The sequence below is a fragment of the Nocardia cyriacigeorgica genome (assembly GCF_010858045.1).
Lineage (GTDB): Bacteria > Actinomycetota > Actinomycetes > Mycobacteriales > Mycobacteriaceae > Nocardia > Nocardia cyriacigeorgica_E.
Genome location: NZ_JAAGVC010000369.1, coordinates 1 through 283 on the forward strand (window position 1 = coordinate 1; position 283 = coordinate 283).

At 62.5% G+C, this 283-nt stretch carries 1 pseudogene; it reads left to right on the forward strand.

Annotated elements, in window-relative coordinates:
* Nucleotides 1–171 (forward strand): annotated as a pseudogene (locus GV790_RS31545) (short chain dehydrogenase); the annotation flags it as partial.
* Nucleotides 172–283 lie beyond the last annotated feature (112 nt).

Here is a 283-nt window from a genome sequence, read left to right on the forward strand (position 1 = left end):
GTGTATGGGCCGATGGTCGCGCTGATGGCGGCGCCGGTGGTCGAGCAGCGCTTCGACGCGCCGGGGGAGCAGTGGTCGACCGGCGATCTGGCCGCCACGCTGGGCGGGTACTTCGCCGAGCGGCCCGAAGGTCGTACGTTCTCTGCAACATCTCTGCACGAACTGGGCTGACCGCCTGATCGCTATCCGGTCAGTTCGTATGCCTTCTGAACGAGCGTCCAAGAGTTGATCAGTCGTCCAGTAGTTGGTAGACATGAGGATCGTATGTGCCAAGGCTCACAAC